The 19,845-nt window shown below is 68.7% G+C and carries 19 protein-coding genes and 1 other RNA gene; 14 read left to right on the top strand and 6 right to left on the bottom strand.

What is annotated here, in order from left to right; all coding sequences use genetic code 11:
- Positions 1-57 precede the first annotated feature (57 nt).
- The 8 genes from WG902_RS08045 (at position 58) to rnpB (ending at position 6,293) form a co-directional block, all read left to right on the top strand.
- Positions 58-822 (top strand): amino acid ABC transporter permease, encoded by a 765-nt coding sequence (locus tag WG902_RS08045; protein ID WP_340059488.1) that lies wholly within the window; start codon positions 58-60, stop codon positions 820-822.
- A gap of 1 nt (position 823) precedes the next feature.
- Positions 824-1,486 carry an amino acid ABC transporter permease gene (locus WG902_RS08040; protein ID WP_340059487.1) on the top strand — a complete coding sequence of 221 codons (663 nt, stop codon included), beginning with the start codon at positions 824-826 and terminating at the stop codon, positions 1,484-1,486.
- Between the two features lie 24 nt (positions 1,487-1,510).
- Entirely contained in the window at positions 1,511-2,248 is a 738-nt protein-coding gene (locus WG902_RS08035) for an amino acid ABC transporter ATP-binding protein (protein WP_340060168.1), read from the top strand.
- Between the two features lie 157 nt (positions 2,249-2,405).
- Complete coding sequence (pyrC, locus tag WG902_RS08030) at positions 2,406-3,440, top strand: dihydroorotase (protein WP_340059485.1); 1,035 nt, start codon at positions 2,406-2,408, stop codon at positions 3,438-3,440.
- A complete protein-coding gene (locus WG902_RS08025) occupies positions 3,437-4,183 on the top strand; it encodes an NYN domain-containing protein (RefSeq protein ID WP_340059484.1) in 747 nt (248 codons plus the stop codon). Before pyrC ends, WG902_RS08025 begins: the two co-directional genes overlap by 4 nt.
- A gap of 3 nt (positions 4,184-4,186) precedes the next feature.
- On the top strand, positions 4,187-4,957 hold the full coding sequence (locus tag WG902_RS08020; protein ID WP_340060167.1) for a DUF3025 domain-containing protein: 771 nt from the start codon (positions 4,187-4,189) through the stop codon (positions 4,955-4,957).
- 68 nt (positions 4,958-5,025) lie between these two features.
- Complete coding sequence (htpX, locus tag WG902_RS08015; protein ID WP_340059482.1) at positions 5,026-5,895, top strand: protease HtpX; 870 nt, start codon at positions 5,026-5,028, stop codon at positions 5,893-5,895.
- A 65-nt stretch (positions 5,896-5,960) separates the two neighbouring features.
- Positions 5,961-6,293, top strand: an RNA gene (gene rnpB, locus WG902_RS08010) — RNase P RNA component class A.
- Between the two features lie 94 nt (positions 6,294-6,387).
- On the opposite strand, the gene WG902_RS08005 is transcribed toward rnpB, so the two are convergent.
- From WG902_RS08005 to WG902_RS07990, 4 genes are all read right to left on the bottom strand, one after another.
- Positions 6,388-7,497, bottom strand: a complete 1,110-nt coding sequence (locus tag WG902_RS08005; protein ID WP_340059480.1) for a M48 family metallopeptidase — start codon at positions 7,495-7,497, stop codon at positions 6,388-6,390.
- Positions 7,497-8,696 carry a YjgN family protein gene (locus WG902_RS08000; RefSeq protein WP_340059479.1) on the bottom strand — a complete coding sequence of 400 codons (1,200 nt, stop codon included), beginning with the start codon at positions 8,694-8,696 and terminating at the stop codon, positions 7,497-7,499. Before WG902_RS08000 ends, WG902_RS08005 begins: the two co-directional genes overlap by 1 nt.
- Before the next feature lie 51 nt (positions 8,697-8,747).
- Positions 8,748-10,382, bottom strand: a complete 1,635-nt coding sequence (locus tag WG902_RS07995) for an MBL fold metallo-hydrolase (protein ID WP_340059478.1) — start codon at positions 10,380-10,382, stop codon at positions 8,748-8,750.
- Positions 10,383-10,458: 76 nt separating this feature from the next.
- Positions 10,459-10,998, bottom strand: a complete 540-nt coding sequence (locus WG902_RS07990; RefSeq protein WP_340059477.1) for a carboxymuconolactone decarboxylase family protein — start codon at positions 10,996-10,998, stop codon at positions 10,459-10,461.
- Between the two features lie 101 nt (positions 10,999-11,099).
- On the opposite strand from WG902_RS07990, the gene WG902_RS07985 reads away from it, so the two are divergent.
- On the top strand, positions 11,100-12,104 hold the full coding sequence (locus WG902_RS07985) for a Bug family tripartite tricarboxylate transporter substrate binding protein (protein WP_445263671.1): 1,005 nt from the start codon (positions 11,100-11,102) through the stop codon (positions 12,102-12,104).
- A gap of 34 nt (positions 12,105-12,138) precedes the next feature.
- Here WG902_RS07985 and WG902_RS07980 read toward each other — a convergent pair whose 3' ends face one another.
- Complete coding sequence (locus tag WG902_RS07980) at positions 12,139-13,647, bottom strand: NAD(P)/FAD-dependent oxidoreductase (protein WP_340059476.1); 1,509 nt, start codon at positions 13,645-13,647, stop codon at positions 12,139-12,141.
- A 17-nt stretch (positions 13,648-13,664) separates the two neighbouring features.
- Here WG902_RS07980 and WG902_RS07975 point away from each other — a divergent pair, with 17 nt between their 5' ends.
- From WG902_RS07975 to WG902_RS07960, 4 genes are read left to right on the top strand one after another with little or no spacing between them, the layout of a single operon-like run.
- Entirely contained in the window at positions 13,665-14,306 is a 642-nt protein-coding gene (locus WG902_RS07975; protein WP_340059475.1) for a 2-hydroxychromene-2-carboxylate isomerase, read from the top strand.
- Between the two features lie 32 nt (positions 14,307-14,338).
- Positions 14,339-15,211 (top strand): diaminopimelate epimerase, encoded by an 873-nt coding sequence (dapF, locus tag WG902_RS07970; protein ID WP_340059474.1) that lies wholly within the window; start codon positions 14,339-14,341, stop codon positions 15,209-15,211.
- Positions 15,208-15,900: a DUF484 family protein gene (locus tag WG902_RS07965; protein WP_340059472.1), complete on the top strand. Its 693-nt coding sequence runs from the start codon at positions 15,208-15,210 to the stop codon at positions 15,898-15,900. The genes dapF and WG902_RS07965 overlap by 4 nt, the downstream gene beginning before the upstream one ends.
- Before the next feature lie 2 nt (positions 15,901-15,902).
- Positions 15,903-16,829: a tyrosine recombinase XerC gene (locus WG902_RS07960; RefSeq protein WP_340059471.1), complete on the top strand. Its 927-nt coding sequence runs from the start codon at positions 15,903-15,905 to the stop codon at positions 16,827-16,829.
- 165 nt (positions 16,830-16,994) lie between these two features.
- On the opposite strand, the gene WG902_RS07955 is transcribed toward WG902_RS07960, so the two are convergent.
- The gene (locus WG902_RS07955) at positions 16,995-18,746 is read right to left on the bottom strand and encodes a sensor domain-containing diguanylate cyclase (RefSeq protein WP_340059470.1); all 1,752 of its coding nucleotides are present in this window, start codon (positions 18,744-18,746) and stop codon (positions 16,995-16,997) included.
- Positions 18,747-18,816: 70 nt separating this feature from the next.
- Here WG902_RS07955 and WG902_RS07950 point away from each other — a divergent pair.
- Positions 18,817-19,845 (top strand): class I SAM-dependent rRNA methyltransferase (locus WG902_RS07950; protein ID WP_340059469.1); only part of this gene is annotated, 1,029 nt, incomplete at its 3' end.

The following is a 19,845-nucleotide window of genomic DNA, read 5'->3' as shown; positions in this document are numbered from 1 at the left end:
CGTGCCACACCGGCCGTGCGCAAGCGCGGCTGGTGACAACAAGACGAGGAGGGGCCAATGGCGTTCGAATGGCAAATCTTTTGCCAGGACATCATCGATCGCACGCCGGTGGCCGGCTGCTTCGGCAGCGGCGGCGCCAGGGGCACGCAGACCTACCTGGACTGGCTGCTGGCCGCCTGGGGGCAGACCGTGCTGGTGGCGGGCCTCTCGCTGGTCGTCGCGCTGGTGATCGGCGCGATCATCGGCATCTTCCGCACGCTCCCGGACAGCCCATGGCTGTCCCGCTTCGCCAACGGGTGGGTCGAGCTGTTCCGCAACATCCCGCTGCTGGTGCAGATCTTCCTCTGGTACCACGTGATGCCGGTGCTCATCCCGGTGTTCGCCGACACGCCCAAGCTGCTGCTGGTGGTCTTCGGCCTCGGTTTCTTCACGTCCGCCCGCATCGCCGAACAGGTGCGCGCCGGGGTCCAGGCGCTGCCGCGCGGCCAGCGGTACGCCGGCATGGCGATGGGGTTCACCACGGTGCAGTACTACCGCTACGTGCTGCTGCCCATGGCCTTTCGCATCATCATCCCGCCGCTCACCAGCGAGTCGATGAACATCTTCAAGAACTCCTCGGTGGCCTTCGCCGTGTCCATCACCGAACTGACCTTCTATGCGCAGCAGGTGGGCGAGGAGACGTCGCGCGGCATCGAGGTGTACATGGCCGTGACGGCGCTGTACATCGTCTCCGCCTTCGCCATCAACCGCATCATGGCCTTCATCGAGAAGCGGGTGCGGGTGCCGGGCTTCGTGGCCAACGTCGGCGCGGGCGGGCACTGACATGCTGGACTTTTCCTTCTTCACCTGGGAAGTCTTCAAGGCCTACGTCCTCAGCGGCCTGTACTTCAGTTTCATCCTGACGATCGTGGCCACCGCCGGCGGCATCTTCTTCGGCACCATCCTGGCGATGATGCGGCTGTCGGGCATCAAGGCGCTGGAAATTCCGGCCACCTTCTACGTCAACGGCATGCGTTCCATCCCGCTGCTGATGGTGCTGCTGTGGTTCTTCCTGCTGGTGCCCTTCATCATCGGCCGCCCGATCGGCGCCGAACTGACGGCGGTGATCACCTTCATCGCCTTCGAGGCGGCGTACTTCTCGGAGATCATGCGCGCGGGCATCCAGTCCATCCCGCGCGGGCAGGTGCATGCCGGCCAGGCGGTTGGCATGACCTACGGCCAGAACATGAAGCTGGTGATCCTGCCGCAGGCCTTTCGCAACATGCTGCCGATCCTGCTGACGCAGACCATCATCCTGTTCCAGGACACGTCGCTGGTGTACATCATCACCGCGCACGACCTGCTGCACGGCTTCACGGTGGCCGGCAGCAACCTGAGCCGCACGCGCGAGTCGTACATCCTCGCCGCCGTGCTGTACTTCGTCATCTGCTTCACGCTGTCCGCGCTCGTGAAGCGCCTGAACAAGAAAATAGCCATCATTCGCTGAGGACACCCCATGAGCGACAAACCGATGATCGAGATCCGCAACGTGTCCAAGTGGTACGGGCCGGTGCAGGTGCTGACCGATTGCAACGTGGCGATCAACAAGAGCGACGTGGTCGTGGTCTGCGGGCCGTCCGGCTCCGGCAAGTCGACGCTGATCAAGACGGTGAACGCGCTGGAGCCGATCCAGAAGGGCGACATCTTCGTCGACGGCGTCCAGGTCAATGCCAAGGAGACCAACCTGCCCAAGCTGCGCAGCCGCGTGGGCATGGTGTTCCAGCACTTCGAGCTGTTCCCGCACCTGTCGGTGACCGAAAACCTGACCATTGCGCAGATCAAGGTGCTGGGCCGCAGCGCCGACGAGGCGCAAAAGCGCGGGCTGAAGGTGCTCGACCGCGTGGGGCTGATGGCGCACAAGGACAAGTATCCCGGCCAGCTGTCCGGCGGCCAGCAGCAGCGCGTGGCGATCGCCCGCGCGCTGTCGATGGACCCGATCGTGATGCTGTTCGACGAGCCGACCTCGGCGCTGGACCCCGAGATGGTGGGCGAGGTGCTGGACGTGATGGTGGCCCTGGCCAAGGAAGGCATGACCATGATGGTGGTCACGCACGAGATGGGCTTCGCCCGCAAGGTCGCCAACCGCGTGATCTTCATCGACGTCGGCGGCAGGATCCTGGAGGATTGCTCGAAGGAGGAGTTTTTCGGCAACGCCGAGGCGCGGCAGCCGCGCACCAAGGATTTCCTGAACAAGATCCTGTCGCATTAAGCCGGTAGCGGACAGCCGGACGCAGAAGGCGCAGAAACTACGCAGAAGACGCAGAAAAAACCAATGAAAGGTTTTGGAAGTCCTTCTGCGTCTTCTGCGTAACTTTTGCGCCTTCTGCGTCCGGTTGTCCGCTTTCCAGCGGTGGGACAATCGGCACATGTCCCAGACCCTCACCATCACCCGCCCCGACGACTGGCACCTGCACGTGCGCGATGGCGCGGCCATGGCCTCGGTCGTGCCGCACTCGGCGGCGCAGTTCGGCCGGGCGCTGATCATGCCCAACCTGCGGCCGCCGGTGACGACCGCGGCGCTGGCCGCCGCCTACCGCGAGCGCATCCTGGCGGCCACGCCGCAAGGCGTGGAGTTCGAGCCGCTGATGTCGCTGTACCTCACCGACAACCTGCCGCCCGAAGAGATCCTGCTGGCGCGCCGCGCCGGCGTGGTGGCCGCCAAGCTTTATCCCGCCGGCGCCACGACCAACAGCGACGCGGGCGTGACGGACCTGCGCAAGATCCACAAGACGCTGGAAGCCATGCAGCGCAGCGGCATGCTGCTGCTGGTGCACGGCGAGGTGACCGACCCGGAGGTCGACATCTTCGACCGCGAGGCCGTGTTCCTGGAGACAAAGCTCGTGCCGCTGCGCAAGGACTTCCCGGAACTGAAGATCGTGGTGGAGCACATGACCACGAAGGAGGCGGTGGACTACGTGCGCGACGCCGGCCGCTTCACCGCCGCGACCATCACCGCGCACCACCTCCTGTACAACCGCAACGCCATCTTCACCGGCGGCATCCGCCCGCACTACTACTGCCTGCCCGTGCTCAAGCGCGAGGTGCACCGCCAGGCGCTGCTGGAAGCGGCCACCAGCGGCAGCCCGCGCTTCTTCCTCGGCACCGACAGCGCGCCGCATCCGGCCGTGCTGAAGGAGCACGCCCTCGGCTGCGCCGGCTGCTACACCGCGCTGACCGCGATGGAGCTGTATGCCGAGGCCTTCGACAGCGTCGGCGCACTCGACAAGCTGGAGGGTTTCGCCAGCTTCCACGGCGCCGACTTCTACGGGGTGCCGCGCAATGCCGGCACCCTGACCCTGCACAAGGAGAACTGGCAAGTGCCCGACAAAGTCCCGTTCGGCGAGGCCGAACTCAAGCCGCTGCGCGGCGGTGAATCCCTGCAATGGAAGGTGGCTGCATGACCGCCAAACCCCGCGTGGCGTTGCTGATCGACGCCGACAACTCGCCGGCGAGCAAGATCGGGCTCATCCTCAACGAGCTTTCCACGATCGGCGAGACCAACATCCGCCGCGCCTACGGCAACTGGAAGAAAAGCGAGCTCAAGGGCTGGGAGGAGCAGTTGCACGAGCACGCGATCCGCCCGATGCAGCAGTTCGACTACAGCAAGGGCAAGAACGCCAGCGACATGGCGATGATCATCGACGCCCTCGACCTGCTGTACACCGACCGGCCCGATGCATTCGGCATCGTCTCGTCGGATTCCGACTTCACGCCGATGGTGATGCACCTGCGCGCCAAGGGGGCTGCCGTCTATGGGTTCGGCTCGCGCAAGACGCCCGAGCCTTTCGTCAATGCGTGCTCGCGTTTCCTGTTCCTCGACGAACTGCAGACGCAGGGCGAGGCGGACCAGGACGCACCCGAGCGCACCCAGCGCCTGCGCCGCACCGGCGCCGAACTGCGGCAGGACAAGAAGCTGGTCGCGCTGCTGCTCAACGCCGTCCGGGGGGCCGAGGACGACGAGGGCTGGTCGCGCGTCAACGAGGTGCGCCAGCAGATCGGCAACCAGGCATCGTTCGACCAGCGCAACTACGGCTACTCCACCCTGACCAAGCTGCTGGCCGCCACCGACCTGTTCGAGCTGATCGACGAAGGGACCTCGCACGTGTCGGTGCGCGAAAAACCGGTGCGGCGCGGAAAGGCCTGATTGCTGCCGGCGCCGGACTTCACGCAGCCCTGGTACGCAGCGTGGCGCGGCACCGGCGAAGCGGCCGCGGCCCGCTGCGCGGCAGGGCAGGCAATGCATGACGCCCTGAACGTCGCCACCGCCGCGCCCGTGCGCTTCGTGCCGCAGGAGGCGCTGCCTGCCGGCACGCCGTACGAGCAGTTCGTGTTCGACACCCGGCAGGTCCCGATGCGGCCCGGAGCGCACGACTTCTTCAACGCGCTGGTGTGGCTGGGATTGCCGCGCACCAAGGCGGCGCTCAATCGCCTGCAGGCGCAGGAGATCGCCCGGCTGGGCATCGGGGCGCAGCGCGGACCGGTGCGCGACGCCATCACCGTGTTCGACGAAAACGGCGCACTGCTGCAGGCGCCCGCTGCGATCTGGCAGGCGCTGCAGGCACGCGCGTGGCGCGAACTGTTCGTGGAACTGCGCCCCTTGTGGCGGCAGGCGCGGCTGCTGGTCTTCGGCCACGCCCTGCTGGAGCAACTGGCCTTTCCGCGAAAGGGTCTCACCGCCCATGTCTGGCGCGCCGATGCCGCTATGGATTCGCTAGCGCAAGCCGACGCCTGGCTGGCGGGGCGCTGCACGGCGGAGGCGTTGGCCGGCAAACCCTTCACGCCGCTGCCGGTGCTCGGCGTGCCCGGCTGGTGGCCGGAGAACGAGAACTTTTCCTTTTATGATGACTCCCTCGTATTCCGCCCGCGCCGGCCGACAGAACCCACAACAACAGCGTCGCCGGGCCCGTCGCCCCCTTGATTTCCGCAGGCCGCGCCTCATCTGCGCGCGGGGGTGACCTCTAACGCCCTTTCGGAGTTTGCCAAGCAATGAAACGCATCTTCCTGTTCGTCCTGACCAACCTCGCCGTGGTGGTGGTGCTGGGCGTCGTCGCCAGCCTGCTCGGGGTGAACCGCTACCTCACGGCGAATGGCCTGAACCTGGGCATGCTGCTCGTGTTCGCGGCCATCATGGGCTTCGGCGGCGCGATCATCTCGCTGCTGATCTCCAAGCCGGTGGCCAAGTGGAGCTCGAAAGTCCAGGTGATCAGCGGCACCGAAGGCGCCGACGAAGCCTGGATCGTCAACACCGTGCGCAAGTTCGCCGACCAGGCCGGCATCGGCATGCCCGAGGTCGGCGTGTTCCCGGGCGAGCCCAACGCCTTCGCCACCGGCGCCTTCAAGAACAGTGCGCTGGTCGCGGTGTCCACCGGCCTCCTGCAAGGCATGACGCGCGAGGAAGTCGAGGCCGTGATCGGCCACGAGGTGGCGCACATCGCCAACGGCGACATGGTCACCATGACGCTGATCCAGGGCGTGATGAACACCTTCGTCGTGTTCCTGTCGCGGGTGGTGGGCTACTTCGTCGACGGGTTCCTCAGCCGCGGCGAGAACCGGTCGGGTCCCGGCATCGGCTACTACGTGACGACCATCGTGCTGGACATCCTGCTCGGTTTCGTCGCCGCCATCATTGTGGCCTGGTTCTCGCGCCAGCGCGAGTTCCGTGCCGACAGCGGCGCCGCCAGGCTGATGGGCCGCAAGCAGCCGATGATCAACGCGCTGGCCCGCCTGGGCGGCATGGTCCCCGGCGAGCTGCCGAAGGGCCTGCAGACCGCAGGCATCACCGCCGGCGTGGGCAAGCTGTTCTCGACGCACCCGCCGATCGAGGAGCGCATCGCGGCGCTGCAGAGCGCGCAGTAAGCGTCGTGCCCCCGGAAAAGGCCGCCTTCGGGCGGCTTTTTCGTGCGGGGGGATAATCGTCCCGTGAAGCACTCCAGGCCGTCGCTGGTGCATCAGCCGAAAGGCCGCACTGGAGGAACGTCCGGACTGCACAGGATGGCGTAGCAGGTAACACCTGTCCACCGTGAGGTGAGGATCAGAGCAACAGAGACGAGTCCCGAGTGCCACGCAAGTGGTGTGAGGGGGTGAAACGGGCAATCTCTACGCGCAGCAATACCAAATAGGCCAGCGTTGATGTGGTCCGCGGAGCTGGCGGGTAGGTAGCACCGAGCCGGTGGGGCGACCCCCGGCCCAGAAGAATGACGGTCACGCGTGGGCAACCACGCGCACAAAATCCGGCGTATCGGGGCGCTTCACATTTTTCATTGGCGGGGTGCGCGTTCGCGCAACCCGCCCTACGCGACCACGGTGACGCCGTAGGTCGGGTTGCGGCGAAGCCGCACCCCGACACCCTCAGCGGCAACCCTCGGTGTGGCCGTCCTTCAGGCCCCTGGCCCGCTGCGGCGTATCGGGGTGGCTGCTCAGGAGGTTCGTCCAGCTGCTGCCTTGCGCCGATTCGGCCCCCGGTTTCCGGCCGTGCTGTCCTGCTTCGATGCCCAGGAGCAGGTCGGCCATCGGCGCAGTGGGAAGCGCGGCACGCCGCATCAAGGCGATGGCAAAACAATCCGCCTCCGTTTCGTGGTTCCGGCGATAGGCGAGGCCGGTGAGGACGGAGCCGCCCATGGAAACGATGGTCGACACATCCCCCAGCGCGATGCCGAGCCCGACGTTCAGGACGCCTTGTTCGACCACCATGCGCGTGGTGTGCCGGTGCACCACATGCCCGATCTCGTGGGCCAGCACGCCCACCAGCGCATCGTCGCCCAACCCTTGCTTCGCGGCGGCTTCGACCATCCCATCCGTCATCACGATCGTCCCACCGGGCAGTGCGAACGCGTTGGCGCCGAGGCCCGATCGCAAGTGCAGGGCGAGCTTGGGTGCATAGGCCGGGTAGCGGCGCAGGTCCGGCGTGACCAGCGCCGTCATCGCGTCGAAGCGCGCGCGCAGTTCGGCCTCGCGTTCCGGTGGCAACTTGCTCGGCTTGAGCCAGGCGGCGTCCATGTCTCGCAGGCCGCGGTCCGAAACACCGAGTTCCCACTCCAGCGGAACCTGGCGCGTCAGTTGCGTGGCCGCCCACGGCGTGCCCCAGCGGTAGAAGGCGGCCAGGCCCGCAATGGCGACCGCCGCCACCAGCAGGAACACGCTCCAGCGCGTCTGCATGCGCTGCGCCAGCGGGATCTTGCGGCCCGCGGCTTCGGCAGCGGCGTGCCAGCCGGCGGCGTCGTCCACCTGCAGGCTGCCGTGCCGGCCCAGGTCCACCACCACCTTGGCGGGGATGCGGCGCGCGCTCCAGGCTTCGGGCCATTCCACCTCGTGATGCGCCAATTGCAGGGGCGGCGTGCCATCGCGGGGCGCGAGCGAGAGCGAAGGCCCGCGTGCTGCGCGCGACAGCGTGATGTCGACCTCGCGGGCGCCGCTGCTGGCGCCATCGAACCAGGCGCCGCGCAGGCTGCCGGTCGCCATCAGCCCACCAGGTCGAGCCCGGCGGCGTCGGCGAGGGCGTCGCCGAGGCCGTTCTCCTCGCGCGCCAGCTGGCCGACCAGTTGACCGAGGCTGCCCTTGACGTGCAGCGACACCGAGTCCGTCTTCATGGCGTATTCGCTGAGCATCGCGAACGGCCGGTAGAGGCCGAGCGTCAGCAGCGTGAAGAGGATGTTGCGGATTCGCAGCCACACATAGCTGGCGACGCTCAGGTCGCAGCGAAAGCGGGCCACGTGGCTCACGCCGATGTTGTTCCATACCAGGTGGAACATCCGGGCTTCGCGGTAGGCGCGGGCCGGGCCCGAGATGAGAAACAGGACGAAGAAGCCCAGGATGACCAGGGCGATGGTGACCAGGATCACCATCAAGCCGGTTCCCTGCAGCTGGCGAAACAGGGCGATGGAGCCGCCCAGCGCCACTGCGATGGCCACTCCCACCAGCAGCACGCTCAAGAGGAACACGCCCAGCGTGGCCACCCAGATCTGCACGAAGTCGCCGAACACCGGCTTCCAGCGCCCCGATTGACCGCCGATGCGCGCGCGCGCCACCAGCAGGCTCTTGTAGTTGAACTCCAGGCGGATGGCGCACAGGATGCTCACCACCAAGGCGACGGCGCCCACCCCGAGGATCGGCCCCAGGACCGCGTAGACCTGCGGCTTCGTGGCCCCCGGTGCGACCAGGGTGCCGGCAAAGGCCGATACGCCGATCCACGCCAGGGCGATCACGAACAGCGGCCAGCTGGCAAGGTACACCTGGAGCCAGCCCGCGGTGAACTGCAGCCGCACGCCGCGCCAACGCGTCGAGCCCAGGCGAAAGCGCATGGCGCTGGCCCAGAAGTAGGGCGCGAGGACGGCGCCGGCCACCATCATGAAGGTGACCATGCTGTCCTGGCCGGTTTCCGCGGCGAGCTGGAAGGCGCCATAGAGGACCACCAGGATCAGGAAGCCCACCACCATCTTCTTCTTGCCGGCGGTGAACTCCAGCGGGCTGCTGGCCACCAGGGTGTGGCTGTAGAAGTATTGGGCGGTGCGGCGCCGGGCGAACGGCGTGTAGAAGCCGAAGGTCACCACCGTGAGCAGCACGTTGACGATCCAGACGCGGAAGAATTCGCGCCCGGTGCCGGTGAATTCCAGCAGGTACGCGTCGATGCGGGGGCGCTCCCCAAGCCTATCGTTGTCCATGACAGGGTTCCCTCCCAGGTACCACTGTCGAGCAGTTTACCGGGCAGGGGCTCAGCCGACCAGTTGCAAGGCCTCGATCCGTTGTACGTGCGCCAGCAACGACCGCTTGGCCACCGGCCACATGCGCGGCGGCACGTCGGCATAGGCGAGTTCCACCCAGTCTTCCAGCGTCCCGGTGGGCCGCTCGCGCATCGCGGCGACGATGCGCGCCTCGCGTTGCAGCCGGTGCGCCTTGAGCATCTCGATCGCGCGCTTCGCGAACCCCAGCACGTGGCCGTGCGCCGGCAGGATGAAGTCGATGCCGTATTCGTCGCAGGCCGCTGCCAACCGGTCCAGCGAGTCGAGGTAAGCCGTCATGTCCCCGTCCGGCGGGTCCACGACCGTGGTGCTGCCGTTCAGGATGTGGTCGCCCGAGCACAGCAGGCCGTCTTCCAGCAGCACCAGGCACAGGTGGTTGGCCGCATGGCCGGGCGTGTGGAGCACCTTCAGCGTGTGCGTCACGCCATGGCCCGCCAGCACCAGCGTCTCGCCGTCGGCCAGCGCGCGATCGGGGGTGAATTCGCTGGCAGGCCGCGCGGTGGGCGCGGAGGGCAGGCCCAGGATCGGTGGCTTGTGCCTGCACAGCGCCTGCAGCGGCCGCGCGCCCGGCGAATGGTCGGCGTGCGAATGCGTGCAGACGATCATGCGGATGTCACCGTTGGTGGCCCGCCAGATGCGTTGCTGGTGCTCCGGTTCGTTCGGTCCCGGGTCGATGACGATGTAGCCCGTGTCGGGATCGCCGACGATGTAGCCGTTGGTGCCGGGGCCCGTCATCGCGCCGGGGTTCGGCGCCGTGACGCGCTGCAGGTTCCTGAGCAGCGCGACGCTCTGGTCGGTGCGCCAGTCCAGGTGGTGCAGCATCTGGCCGTCGGGGCAGACCAGCGCCAGCTCCCCGAAAGCCATCTCGTGCTCCATGTAGCGCGCCTCCGCGCCCTGCAGCAGGCCGGCGCGCGGGCAACTGGTCCACAACGGCTCCTCCGAAGCACACGCGCAAAGCACGGCGTCGACCGAGGCGAACTTCACCAGCCGCTCCAGCGTGCGGATGGTGGGGAAGATCATGAAGAACTGGCCGGCCTTGTGGCGCGCCAGCGCGTCGGCGGGGCGCACCCACACCGGCTCGAACTGTTCGGCCTCGTCGGCCACCGGTTGCTGGCCCTCCGGCATCCGCGCCACCAGGAAGGGCACGTCGAAGCGGCGCGGCAGGTCGCGGTCCGTGATCCAGTGCGCCAGCAGGAAGACCTGGTCGGCCGCCAGCACCAGGTCGCGTTGCCGCACTTGCGCCGCGAACGGGGCCTTGCGGTCCAGCGCGGTGACGTCCGACGGGCTCACCGGACGGCCGTCCGCATGGCGCGCCAGCAGCGCGCCGAGCTCTTCGAAGCTTTCGCGGATGGCGGCGATGGCCTGCGTGAGCCGCAAGTCCGACTGCGTCGGCCGGCGCGCGGCCAGGGCATGGGCTTCGGTGTCCGCGGCATCGATGCCGCCGCCCGGGAAGACGTAGGCGCCGGGGGCGAAACTGGCGGTGGCCGAGCGCCGCGTCATCAGCACCTCGATCCCGCCGCCAGCGTCGCGCAGCAGCAGCACCGTTGCGGCCGGCCGCGGCACGGCCGGTTCCCGCTGGGGATGCAGAAGCTGGCTGGCTCTTACCATGCCGGGCATTACATCATGGAGTGAGGCCGCCACACCTCACCCCAACCCTCTCCCGCAAGCGGGAGAGGGAGCCGATTCATTCCTCCGGCGAGACGCCCAGCGCCACCAGGAACCGCGCGACCATGTTGTAGGTGGCGATCGCCGCGGTGATCTCCACCAGCTCCGTGGTGTCGAAGCGCTCCTGCATCTGCGCGAACAGCCCGTCGTCCACCTTGACGTCGCGCGTCATCTGGAGCGCGTAGAGCGCCACCAGCGCCTCGTCGCCGGCCAGTCCGACCGGGCCGCGGCCATCCCTGGCCTTGGTGAACTCCTGCAGCGCGTCCAGCGAGGCCTGCGTGCCGCCGGCCGCCAGGAAGTCCGGTGCATGGTGGTGGTATTCGTAGTGCGCGCCAGTGATCAGCGCAACCGTGCAGATGCCCAGCTCGCGCAGCTTGCGGCTGGCGCCCAGGCCCGTGCGCACGTTCTTCAGGTAGGTGTTCCAGCCGCGGGCGAGCGGTTCGCTCCAGAGCAGTGCACGGTCCAGGTTCAGCAGTTCGCCGCCGCGCCGCTCGAGGATGGCCTGCACCAGGTCCTGCGGCTGTGGCTTGCGTTCGGGGGTCCAGTCGGGAATGCGCATGGGGGTTCCGGGGTCGAAAGTCCGCAGCATAAGCTCATGGTGGCGCGGCAACACGGGGCTTGCCACAATGGCGCATCCCCCGTCGTTCCGGAGTCCGTCCAGTGATCCTTCTTTCGCCCGCCCGCCGCCTCCTCGCGGCCGCCGCCTTCGCCCTGTGCCTGGCTCCGCTCGCGCACGCCCAGGCCCCTGCCGCCGACTGGCCGCAGCATCCGGTCACCTTCATCATGACATTCCCGGCAGGCTCCGGCGTCGACGTCGTCGCGCGCACGCTGCAGGAACCGCTGGGCCGGGTGCTGGGCCAGCCCGTGGTGGTCGACTACAAGGTGGGCGCCGCCGGCAACGTGGCCAGCGAGTACGTGTCGCGCGCCAAGCCGGACGGCTACACGCTCGTCTTCGGCACGGCGGCCACGCACGGCAGCAACGCGGCCCTCTACAAGAAGCTGTCTTTCGACGTGGAGGCCGACTTCGTGCCGGTGACGCCGATCCTCGACGTCTCCAACGTCCTCACCATCAATCCCGACGTGATGGACGTGAAGACGCTCAAGGAGTTCGTCGACCTGGTGCGCGCCAATCCGGGCAAGTACAACTACGCCTCCACCGGCAACGGCACCGGCACGCACATGGCGTTTGCCGAGCTGAACGCGCGCCTGGGCCTGAACATGGTGCACGTGCCGTACAAGGGCGGGCCGGAGGCCATGCAGGCCATCCTGAAAGGCGAGACCTGCTGCATCATGAACCAGGTGCAGACCGTGCTGACGCAGTACAAGGCGGGCAAGGTGCGGCTGCTCGGCGTGACCACCGCCAGGCGCGTCGCCGCCGTGCAGGAAGTGCCGACCATCGGCGAGAGCGGCATCCCCGGGACGCAGGGCTTCGACAGCTCGACGTGGTTCGCGTTGTTCGCGCCCAAGGGCACGGACGCCGCCGTGGTGGCCAAGCTGAACGCCGCCGTGCGGCAGGTGCTGCAGATGCCGGACGTGCGCAACAAGCTGGAGAGCGCGGGCAACACCATTCGACTGGAAACGCCGGAGCAGTTCCGCGCCACCGTCCGTGCCAACCGCCTGAAGTGGGCGGAGGTGGTGAAGGCGGCGAACATCACGATCGAGTGAACCATGCCGGGTTGCGGCTGCGCCGCAACCCGGCCTACGAGTTTCGTTTCTCCGGCGGGAGGTACCACTTCGTCGGCAACAGCTCCGGCTCTTCCAGCGCCTGCAGGCGCTGCCAATGCGCATCGGCATCCGCGACGAACAGGTCGCGGGCGATCGACTGGGCCAGGCGGCCGGCGCCGATGGCCAGGCCCGGGATGTCGCCGGCCAGCGCGCCATGGCTCATGGTGCTGCCCCAGTTGAACAAGTGCATCTGCGCCAGCGCCTGCCGGTGCGCCGCATCCGTCGATAGAAGCTCGAAGCCCTCGCCGAGATAGGGAAAGCGCGCGGCCTCGGGACTGCGCGCGGCTTCTTCTGCACCGACGTGCCTGCCCCAGGTGTCCACGTGCGGCAGGTAGCGCGCCAGCTCCGGCCGGTCCAGCAGGTCCACGTCGAAACCGGTGCCGAAGATCACCGCATCGAAACGCTCCTCGCCTTGCGGCGTCGCGACGATCACCGCATCCGCCTGCGGCCGCACGTCGTGCCAGGGCGTGGCCAGCCGCAGCGTGAAGGCGGCCTGTGCATCGCAGCGGCGCACCGTCTCCCAGGGCGGCGGCACCTGCTCGTCGAAGATGTAGGTGTAGAAGCGCCAGCGCCGCGCATCGTCCAGCGACGCGAAACCGCGGAAGAAACCGGCGAACGAGGTCCACTTGCTCTTGTTGACCTGCGGCAGGAAGGCCCGGCGCGCGAACAGGTCCACGACCGCGCCGGCTTCCAGCGCGCAGGCCGCATTGTCGAAAGCGGAAGCGCCCGCGCCGAGCACGCCGACGCGCCGGCCGCGCAGCGCGTCGAAGTCGATCGCCTCGGCGGAATGGAAGACCCGTGCCGCGGCGAGCGGATCGCCACGGCGCAGCGACGGGAGGTCCGGCCAGCGCGGCGCGCCGCTGCCTTCGCGGCCGAGCGCCAGCACCAGCTTGCGCGTCCACACGACCTCCTCGCCTGCCGACGAGGAAAGGCGGGCCCGCAGCAGTCCGCCCTGGTCGTCCACCGACAGCAGCGCCACGCCGTTGTCGACGCGCACGCCCACGGTGTCCCGCACCCACAACAGGTAGTCGCGCCAGTCGATCCGGCCGATCTTGTGCAGCGCGCTCCAGCCCGCGCCTCCATGCTGCGCCTCGTACCAGGCGCGGAAGGTCAGCGACGGCACGCCCAGGTCGGGCCCGGTCAGGTGCTTCGGGCTGCGCAGCGTGAGCATGCGCGCGAAGGTGCCCCAGGGCCCTTCGTCGCCGCGGGCCGCGCGGTCGATCACGCGCAGGTTGCCCACGCCTTCGCGCAGCAGGGCGTAGGCAGCGGTCTGGCCGCACATGCCGCCGCCCGCCACCAGCACGTCCAGCACGCCCGTTCCGTCCGGCGCGGTGGAGGGTGGCACCCAGTTGGCCGGCGGGAAGTTCAGCCGCGCCAGGTCGGCCCGCGCCTGCTGGGCCAGCCGGGCCAGCGCCGCCGGGTCGCGCGGGCTGGCGATCGACTGCGGCGGCAGCGGGGGCAAGGCGTGGGAGTCGGGGATCACGGGCATATCATCCGCGGATGACGATTCAACTGGACTGCTATTACAGCCTGTCATCGCCTTGGGCCTATTTTGCCGGGCCGCAGTTGCAGGACATCGTGCGGCGGCATCGCGTGAAGCTGGTGCTCAAGCCCTACGACTTCCAGGCCGTCGTGCTCAAGACCGGCGGCGTGCCGATCCGCACCCGCCCGGCGCCGCGCCGCAGCTACCACGCCGAGGAACTGGCGCGCTGGCGCGACTACCTCGGCATGCCGCTGACGCTGGAGCCGAAGTACTACCCGCAGGCGACGCCCGCCGATCCGGAATGGAACAAGTACGCGGGCTGGATGGTCATCGCGGCCCAGCAGCAGGGGCTGGATGCGTTCGTGCTGTCGCATGCGCTGCTGCGGGCGCTGTGGGCGGAGGAACGCGATACGTCCCAGCCGGACGTGCGCATCGCGGTGGCCGACCAGAACGGCTTCGACGGCCGCGCGCTGCACGCCCTGGAGCAGTCGCGGCAGGTGCAGGTGCAGTACCGCGCCTTCAGCGAGGAAGCCGAGACCCTGGGCGTGTTCGGCTCGCCCACTTTCGTCATTCCGGGCCAGCCGGATCGCTGGTGGGGCCAGGACCGCCTGTTCTTCGTGGACCGCGCGCTGGACCAATTGCGGCAAACCCATCCCTAGGAGCCCGGGCTCCCAGCGCTGATAATCCGCGCATGCGCATCCGCTTCACCAAGATGCAAGGCGCGGGCAACGACTTCGTGGTGCTCGACGAAACGCGCGGGCGCCTGAACCTGACGTCCGCCCAGTACCGGCAACTGGCCGACCGCCACTTCGGCGTCGGCGCCGACCAGGTGCTTTCCGTGCGGCCCTCGCCGGGCCCCGGCATCGACTTCGAATACGTCATCCACAACAGCGACGGCGGCGAGGTCGAACAGTGCGGCAACGGCGCGCGCTGCTTTGCGCGCTACGTCGCCGACAAGGGGCTGGCGCGCGGCGACAGCATCCGCGTGCGCACGCTCTCGGGCGTGATCGAGCCGCGGCTGAACGCGGACGGCCGCGTCACCGTGGACATGGGCACGCCGGTGTTCGACCTGCCCGCCGTTCCCTTCGTGGCCGCGGGGCTCAGCCCGCACAAGGACGGCGGCTGGGAGAAATGGCACCTCGCCCTGGGCACCTATGCCGATTCCCCGATCGTCGCCGTTTGCGTGCTTTCCATGGGCAATCCGCACGCGGTGCAGGAAGTGCTGGACGTCGACCGGGCGCCCGTCACCAGGCAGGGCCCGCTGATCGAGCACCACGCGCGCTTTCCCAAGCGCGTGAACGCGGGCTTCATGCAGGTGCAGGAGCGCGGCCGCATCAAGCTGCGGGTGTGGGAGCGCGGCGCCGGCGAGACGCTGGCGTGCGGCACGGGCGCCTGCGCCGCGGTCGTGGCGGGCATCCGCCTCGGGCGGCTCGGCCCGAACGTCGACGTGGAAACGCGCGGCGGCCTGCTCACCATCGATTGGGCCGGCGGCAACGCCCCCGTGTACATGACAGGCCCGGCCACCACCGTGTTCGAGGGCGAAATAGAACTGCAGGATCCATGAGCAACAACCCAATGAACCCCATCACCGAAGACGACATCGCCAACTACCTGGCCAACAGCCCCGGCTTCTTCGAGCGCCACGCCGAACTGCTGGCATCGGTGTTGCTCACCAGCCCGCACGGCAACCGCGCGGTCAGCCTGCAGGAGCGGCAGGCCGAGATGCTGCGCGAAAAGATCAAGGCGTTCGAGCACCGCGTCATGGACATGGTGCGGCACGGCAACGAGAACATGGTGATCTCCGACCGGGTGCACCGCTGGGCCAAGTCGCTGTTGCTGGTGCAGTCCACGCGGGCCCTGCCGGCGACGTTGGTATCGGAGCTGCAAACCCACTTCATGGTGCCGCAGGTGGCGCTGAAGGTGTGGGACGTGGATGCCCGCTATGCGCAGGACCCGTATGCGCAGGGGGTGAGCGAGGATGCCCGGACCTTCGCCGCGTCGCTGACGCAGCCGTACTGCGGCGTGCATTCCGGCATCGAGGCGGTGCGCTGGCTCGACGATCCCAACGCGGCGATGTCCATCGCGCTGGTCCCGCTGCGCTCGGGTCCCATGAGCGCGGCCGGTCCTGCGTTCGGGATGCTGGTGCTGGCGTCGCCGGATCCGCAGCGCTTCCAGTCCGGCCTGGCCACCGACTTCCTGGAGCGCATCGCCGAACTCGCGGCGGCGGCGCTGACCCGGCTGCGTCCCCGCTGACCATGGACAACGACGACGGGCTGATCGAGCGCTACCTCGAACACGTCCGCGTCGAGAAGCGGCTGGCGCAGCGCACGCTGGAGCTTTACTCGCTCGACCTGCAGAAGCTCTCGGAGCAGGCGCGGCAGGCCGGCGTGCCAGTGCTGCAGGTGCAGAACGCGCACATCCGCCGCTGGGTGGCGCAGATGCATGGCGCCGGCCGCAGCGGCCGCGGCATCGCGTTGATCCTCTCCGGCTGGCGCGGCCTGTACACCTGGCTCGGTCGCGAAGGCCTGGTCAAGAGCAATCCGGTGCAGGACGTGCGCGCGCCCAAGGCGCCCAAGCCCCTGCCCAAGGCGCTGGGCGTGGACGAGGCCGTGCAGTTCGCCGATTTCAGCGCGGAGGAGGCCGACCCGTGGCTGGAGGCGCGCGATGCGGCCATCGTCGAACTGCTGTATGGCTGCGGCTTGCGCGTAGGCGAACTGGTCGGGCTGGACGTGCAGGCCAGCGGCACGGCCAAGGGCTGGATCGATGTGCAGGCCGGCGAGGCCCACGTGCTGGGCAAGGGCAGCAAGCGGCGCAGCGTTCCGGTGGGGAGCAAGGCGTTGGAAGCGCTGCAAACGTGGCTGGCGGCAAGGGAGGCCGGCGCCCACGCGCAGCAGCCCGCGCTGTTCATCGGCCGGCATGGCTCGCGCCTGAGTGCGCAGGCCATCTGGCAGCGCCTGCAGCAGCGCAGCCTGCGCGCGGGCCTGGCCACGCCGGTGCATCCGCACATGCTGCGGCATTCGTTCGCCAGCCACGTACTGCAGTCCAGCGGCGACCTGCGGGCGGTGCAGGAGTTGCTGGGCCACGCGAACATCGGGACGACGCAGGTGTACACGCGGCTCGATTTCCAGCATCTGGCGAAGGCGTACGACGCGGCGCATCCGCGGGCGAAGCGCAAGGGTTGAGAAGAGACATCCAACAGCCGGACGCAGAAGACGCAGAAGTTACGCAGAAGACGCAGAAAAATCCAAGAAAGGTTTTGGTTCCTTTTTGCGCCTTCTGCGTAACTTCTGCGATTTCTGCGTCCGGTTGTCGGGTTTCGCGCAAGCCTGCCGCACCCCAATCCGGAGCTACGGCGTCAGTGCAGCGGGTCGGGTGATCGGCGGCCGCGACAGCATGAACACCGAGCGGCGGCTGTCGGCGGGCGCGCTGGCCAGCAACAGCTCCAGCTGGCCCACCAGCTGCGCCGGATCGGTGCCGTCCATGGGGATCACCGCCTGCGCCACCCGCACGTGCGGCACCCATTCCAGCGGCCGGCTGGGAAAGGGCATGAGGCAGCGCGCCACCACGCGCGGGCCGGCCTCGGCGACTTCGTTGGCCCGCAACGGCCCTTCCATCAGGATGCCGAAGCGATGGTCCGACAGCCGTGCCACCGTGTCGATCTCGCGCGCCACCGACAGCAGCCGGCCGGCGACGCGCAAGGTGATCTCGTGCGACACGTCGCTGCCGAACCGGCGCCGCAGCGCATCGCTGTTGGCGATGTCCACCAGCAGCATCGCGCTGCGCACCTTGGAGCGCTGCGAGCGCGTGATCAGGCGCACCAGCCGCTCGTGGAACACCGTCGCGTTGATCAGTCCCGTGGCGGGATCGAAGCGGTCCAGGCCCTGGAGGCGCCGCACGTGCTCGCGCCGGTGCTGGCTGCGCAAGGCCAGCAGGACCAGCATCACCGGCAGCTCGATGGCGATCATGAGCTGCATGACGTGGTTGGTCCAGAAGCTCACCGGGATCAGCCCGGACGCCCGGGCGATCGGGGCGAGGGCGCCGATCGCCACCGGCAGCACGCCCAGCAGCAGCCAGGGCGCATAACGATCGCCGCGCAGGGCGGCCCAGGCCGTCACGCCCAACCCGCCTGCCGTGGAGAGGATGACGTACGTCACCAGCATGCGCAGCCGCTCCTCGACATCCGGCGAGAACATCATGGCGATGGCGATCGGCGCGGAGGCTGCGGCCAGCGCGACCAGCAGCCAGTACAGCACCCGCGAGCGGTCGCGCAGCGACACGACTTCGGCAAAGAACAGCTGCAGCGAGGAAACGGCGAACAGCGGCATGACGTGCGCCGCCATGCCGTTCCACCAGGCCCAGTCGGGCCACAGGTGCACGCCGCCCAGCCCGGTCAGCGCGGCTTGCGTGGCGCCCATCAGCACGATCGACAGGCCGTACAGGGAGTACGCGCGATCGCGCAGCGTCACCGCACCCACCAGCGCCAGCACCACGGCCAGCGCCGACAGGCCGAAATAGACCCCGAGCGCGAGCGACACGCGCTGCTCGCTGCGGCCCAGGTGGCTTTCGCTGACAAAACGCAGTGGCACCCCGAAGGCAGCCCCGTTCTCCACGTGCAGCAGGTGCAGCTGCGATTCGGCCGCCGAAACCTGCAGCGGGAGCACCGGGTGGCGGTGCGGCACCGGCCACGCGGCGACCGGGACCGAATCGCCGGCGATCCGGGCCTGCCAGCGCCCTGCGGCATCGCGGGAGTAGAGCGTCACCTTGTCGACGCCGGCGTACGGGACCTCGAGATACCAGCGCTCGCTGGCCCGGGTGGGCGGGACGGAGAAGCGGATCCAGAGCGACCTGCCGCGGTGCAGCGGGTAGATGGCTTCGGCGGAGGTGGGCTCCCAACGCACGCCGCCCATGCGGGCGACGTCCTCGACCTGGAGACTGCTGCTTTCGTCGGTCCAGGCCTGGCCGGCGTCGTCCAGCAGGATGGGCTGCCTGGCGCCGAAGTCCAGCGGAGCAGCCGCCGATGCGTGCCCCGGGAGCAGCAGCGCTGCCAGCAGCAGCACCACCGCCACGCCCCAACGCGAAACGCGGGCGAACGGACCCATCGACGCTTTCTCCTTGACTGCCGGACTGCCGCCATTCTTGCGGAACGGCCCTGCGCCGACAATAGGGTCCATGAAAGCGATCAGATTGCGGGAGGGCCGGGAGCGCTCACTCCTGCGCCGGCATCCATGGATCTTCGATTCGGCCGTGGCGCGTGGCAGCGCGGATGCGGGCGAGACCGTGCGGGTGGAAACCAGCGACGGCCAGTTCCTGGCGTGGGCGGCGTTCAGCCCGGCCTCGCGCATCCGTGCGCGCGCCTGGAGTTTCGAGGAGGCCGACCGCATCGAGCCGGCCTTCTTCCGGCAGCGGCTGGCGGCTGCGGTGGCCCTGCGCGCGCGGCTGCAGGTGCCCAGCGACGGCGTGCGCCTGGTGCACGGCGAGTCGGACGGGCTGCCTGGCTTCGTGGTGGACCGCTATGGCGACACGCTGGTGGCGCAATTCCTGTCCGCCGGCGCCGAACGCTGGAAGAAGGTGCTGGCGGATGCGTTGCTGGAAGTCACGGGGCTCACGCGCCTCTACGAGCGTTCCGACGCCAGCTCGCGCGGTCTCGAGGGGCTGCCGGAGGCCACCGGCTGGCTGCGCGGCGACGGCGCCACGGAGGTGATCGTGACCGAACACGAATGGAAGTTCGGCCTGGACATCGCCACCGGCCACAAGACCGGCTTCTACCTGGACCAGCGCGACAGCCGTGCGCGCTTTGCGCAGTGGGTGCGGCTCTTGCGCAGCCAGCGGGTGCTGAACTGCTACTGCTACACCGGCGGCTTCACCGTCGCCGCCATGGCGGGCGGAGCGGCGGAAGTCACATCGATCGATTCGTCGGCGCCGGCGCTCGAGCGCGCGCGCGCGAACGTGGCGCTCAATGGCTTCGATGCGGGTCGCGCGGAGTTGCTCGATGCCGACGTCAATGCGAGCCTGCGGCGCTTCCTGGAAACGGGGCGCATTTTCGACGCCATCGTGCTGGACCCGCCCAAGCTGGCGCCGACGGTGGCGCATGCCGAAAAGGCGGCGCGTGCCTACAAGGACATCAACCGGCTGGCCCTGAAGCTGCTGGCGCCGGGTGGGGTGTTGTTCACGTATTCGTGTTCGGGCGGCATCAGCGCC

It is taken from the genome of Ramlibacter sp. PS3R-8 (assembly GCF_037572435.1).
Lineage (GTDB): Bacteria > Pseudomonadota > Gammaproteobacteria > Burkholderiales > Burkholderiaceae_C > Ramlibacter.
Note: the sequence above shows the minus strand (reverse complement) of the source record. Positions and strands in the feature narration are given on the sequence as shown.